Source organism: Arthrobacter sp. 179, from assembly GCF_052379645.1.
Taxonomy (GTDB): domain Bacteria; phylum Actinomycetota; class Actinomycetes; order Actinomycetales; family Micrococcaceae; genus Arthrobacter_H.
Genome location: NZ_JBQSYU010000050.1, coordinates 1 through 3,795 on the forward strand (window position 1 = coordinate 1; position 3,795 = coordinate 3,795).

3 protein-coding genes are annotated in these 3,795 nt (G+C 67.0%); 2 read left to right on the forward strand and 1 reads right to left on the reverse strand.

From position 1 onward, the window contains the following. Window positions 1-26 precede the first annotated feature (26 nt). On the reverse strand, window positions 27-833 hold the full coding sequence (locus ACT3UE_RS15665; protein WP_444555764.1) for an SDR family oxidoreductase: 807 nt from the start codon (window positions 831-833) through the stop codon (window positions 27-29). Window positions 834-1,139: 306 nt separating this feature from the next. Between ACT3UE_RS15665 and ACT3UE_RS15670 the strand changes: the two genes are divergently transcribed. Together ACT3UE_RS15670 and ACT3UE_RS15675 are read left to right on the forward strand one after the other, a co-directional pair. Next, window positions 1,140-2,381, forward strand: coding sequence for an alpha/beta hydrolase-fold protein (locus ACT3UE_RS15670; RefSeq protein WP_444555765.1), 1,242 nt, complete (start codon window positions 1,140-1,142; stop codon window positions 2,379-2,381). Between the two features lie 6 nt (window positions 2,382-2,387). Beyond that, on the forward strand, window positions 2,388-3,795 hold a 1,408-nt coding region (locus ACT3UE_RS15675; RefSeq protein WP_444555766.1), incomplete at its 3' end, for a condensation domain-containing protein.

Below are 3,795 nucleotides of genomic sequence, written 5' to 3' on the forward strand. Positions count from 1 at the left end.
CCTAGGGGGTGGGGGAAAGCTGGGGGCTAGCAGGAGCGCAGGCTGGCGCCACCGTCGACGACGATGTCCTGCATGGTCATGTGGCGGGCCCGCCGGGAAAGGGAAAACAGGACGACCTCGGCAATGTCCTGCGGTTCGGCGATCCGGCCCAGGGGGATACCGAGCCGGAAGCGATCCGGAGTCCCACCTACCACGCGTGCCCGGGCCTTCTCGGGGTCACCGCTCCACATCCGCTGCTGCATGGGGGTGTCGGTGGACCCAGGGGCGATCGTATTGCAGCGGATGCCCAGCGGCGCCAACTCCAGGGCTGCATTGGCACTGAGGGCCGCAGCTGCTGCCTTGCTGGCAGCGTAGGCGGCCATGCCGACGCGAGGGACGGCGGCGGCGTTGGAGGAGACCACCGCGATGGAACCGGCCTCGCCGGGGGCGCTGAGGGGCCGCCGTCCGCCCAAGGTACGGGCAGCCTGGCGCAGGACGACGAAGGTGCCGCGGACATTGACGTCCATCACCCGGGCGAATCCATCCAGGTCGGTGTCGGCCAGCGCTGCCTCGTGCAGGACGCCCGCGGCGTGGGCGATCTTCAGTACCGGTGGGTGGGTAGCGGCCAACTGATCGAAAATCTCCGCCACCCGATCAGCGTCCGCTACATCGGCGCGGTATTCGACGACCCTAGTGTCCCCGACACGGGTGTGCCGGCACTCCTGGGTGAAATCGGCATCCAAAGCGGCGATGAGCTGCGGAGGCCCGTCCGGATCATGGGCGAGGGCCTCGACGACGGCCCGCCCGATGCCCCGGGCTGCTCCGGTGACGACAGCGGTGTGCGGTTGGTTCATTTCATTGCTCCTTTCGCAAGAGGCGGGTGGTGATTGCGGGGCCCTTGCAGGGGTAGATCCGGGTGCGGGTATGGAGCGCCGGCTGTCCTGCCCAAGACGCGAGTAGGGGCCACTGCTCCTGCCCACGAAAAGGACACGCAAGAATTACCTGCATTCGAGTTGCCCAAGGGATGGAGAATAGGCGAGGGTTTCGTTCTGTATTCCGTTCAACATAGGCTAACCTAAGTGAGATTTCGACAGCGTTCAAGTGGGATTTCCATGCAACGCAGCGCAGGCTGACAAATAAAGTAATCCCGTGTAACGCACGTGAAGACAACGGAAAGCGAGTCCATGCTCCCCGGCCACACCAACGCCCCGGTTTTCGAGACCTTCGGCCTCCCCTCACCCGTGGATTCCCGCGTTTTCTGGGAGGAGGTGCGACGCAGGGGCACCCCGTACGTGTCGCGGTCAGGAAATGAGAGAAGCGTCACATTCCTCTACCGCAGTGGAACGGCAGCCCAGGTCTACCTCGAGGCCAACCGGCTCACCGATAAGCACCGGATCGATCAGGGCCGGATGAATTTGATCGCGGACACCGACGTCTGGTGGGCCACCCTGGATGTCGACGCCGACTCAGTTTTCTCCTACGGCTTTCGTGCGTTGGCCACCGGGGGGGAAGGACTGGCCCACGCAGTGGCCCTCCAGCGACGGGCCGGGATCCCGGCCGTGGCGGACCCGTTCAACCGCGGCGAAACCATCAATGCCAACGGCACCGGGCCGCTATCGGTGTGCTCCATGGACGAGGCTTCCGCGACAGGGGTCTGGGATGGGGCAGCGGCCCAGACAGTGCGCGGCAAGCTCACGCATTCTGCCGTCTGGTTACCTGCCGTGGGCCGCACGGCCAGGCAGTGGATGTACACCCCGGCGCCGGGATCCCCGAAACCATTGCGGCTACTGGTCCTCACCGACCCCGAGATCTGGTTCGGTCGGCTGCATTTGGCCGCGGCGTTGGAATCGGCGGTGGCCTCGGGGGAAGTAGAGCCGGTGGCCGTAGTGGGGATCGCAACCCGGGATAATGCCGAACGCCTGGAGCTGCTGGGGGCCAACCACGCCTTCGTGGATGACCTGGCCTCCGTGATCGTGCCCGCGGCCCGCACCGCACTGGAAGAAACCCATCTCCTGCGCGGCCTCGGGGAAACAGTTCTGGCCGGGCAGAGCCTCGGCGGCCTGACGGCACTGCTGGCCGCGCTGCGGAAACCCGAGGTCTTCGGCACGGTGCTGGCACATTCGCCGTCGCTGTGGTGGATGCCCGACGGCAGCGTCACCCCCGCGAACTACACGCACGTGCACCAACCGTGGATCACCGGACGGTTCGCCAGCGAGCCGGGGACCAGTGCGCGCATCGACCTGCGGGTCGGGACCCGGGAGGACATCACCAATGACCACGTCGATCAGCTTCAGCAGGTCCTGCTCGACCGCGGATACGACTCCGCCTCCGCACGCTTCAGCGGAGGCCATGATTTTTCCTGCTGGCGCCACGTGCTGATCGAGGGATTGAAGGAGGACTAGAGCGACATGACAACCCCAGCACCCACCCAGACCGATCTCCGCCCCTTGAGCGATGGGCAATTGGCCCTGTGGTTCGGCCATCTCGGTGACGCCACCAAGGCGGCCTACCAATGTGCCGAATATGTCGACATCAGCGGTCCCCTCGATGCGGACCGCTGGGCCGAGGCTCTCCGGGAATGCCTTGATGCCACTGGGCTCGCCGCCGACTACCTCGACACCCCCGATGGCCCCCGGTCCCGCCCCGGCGGGTGCATCGTCCCCGAGGTCATCGATCTGGCGGATGCCGCCGATCCGGAGGCTTCGGCCCGGCATTGGATGGAGGGTGAGTTGTCCCGTCCGGCCCGCCGGCAGGGGGACACCGTCCTGGCCTTGCACGACGCCACCGGCCATGCGCTGATCCGGCTGTCGGAGCACCGGCACTGGTGGTTCGCCCGCTTCCACCACATCGGCGTCGACGGCTACTCGGTCCACGCCTTCATCCAGTGGGTCGCCCGCGTGTACACGGACCCTGCCGCACTGGAGGAGAGCCCCTTCACCGATCTGGCTTCGGATTCCGACCCGCTGCCCGTCAGGAGGGAGGACCCGGCAGCCGACTCCAGCTGGGAGGAAGCCCGGGACTTCTGGACCCGACGAGCGGACATCCTCGACACGGCAGGATCCTTATGCGAGACCACGGCACCGGCACGAGTCGACCACCACGATCTCCGGCAACGGATGGACCCCGACGCGGTTGAGGCCCTCATCGACTTCGCCACCGAAACGGGGTCCACCTGGATCGAGATGTCCTTTGCCCTCATCGGGACCTACTCCCAGTCCTACCTCACCGACCGGCCCGCCGTCCTGGGGATCCCGTGGCTGAACCGCCCACCGGCGGCCTCCGATGCCCGGGCCGTGGCCCCCCGGGTCAACGTCCTGCCACTGTGTCTGCCGGCGGTGACCGACCCCGGGACCACCGTGGCCGAGTTCGCTGCGGCGGTCCGCAACGAGTTGACGGCCGTGCGCGCCGTCCAGAGATACCGGACTGAATGGCTCCGCCGGGACCTGGGAAAGAGCGGTGCCGGTCACCGGTTGCATGGCCCTACGATCAACATCCGTCCCTTCGATCGGCGGGCCACGTTCGGCCCGGCCGCCGGAACCGTGCACAACATCAGGTCCGGGCCGACGGAGGACCTGGACATCGCCCTCTCCCTGGACGCCGACGGCGGGCTCGAGGTCAGGGTTCTGGCCAACCCGGACCTGTACTCCGTCGACACGGCGCAACGACATCTCGAACGCATCACCGACCTGCTCGAGCGCACCCCGCGCGAAGGCCCTGCCACTCTCGGGGAAATCCCCCTCATGCTGCCGGCAGAACGCGACCTGGTCATGAACACCTTCAACGACACCGGCGCCCCCGCAACCGAGCACACCCTGC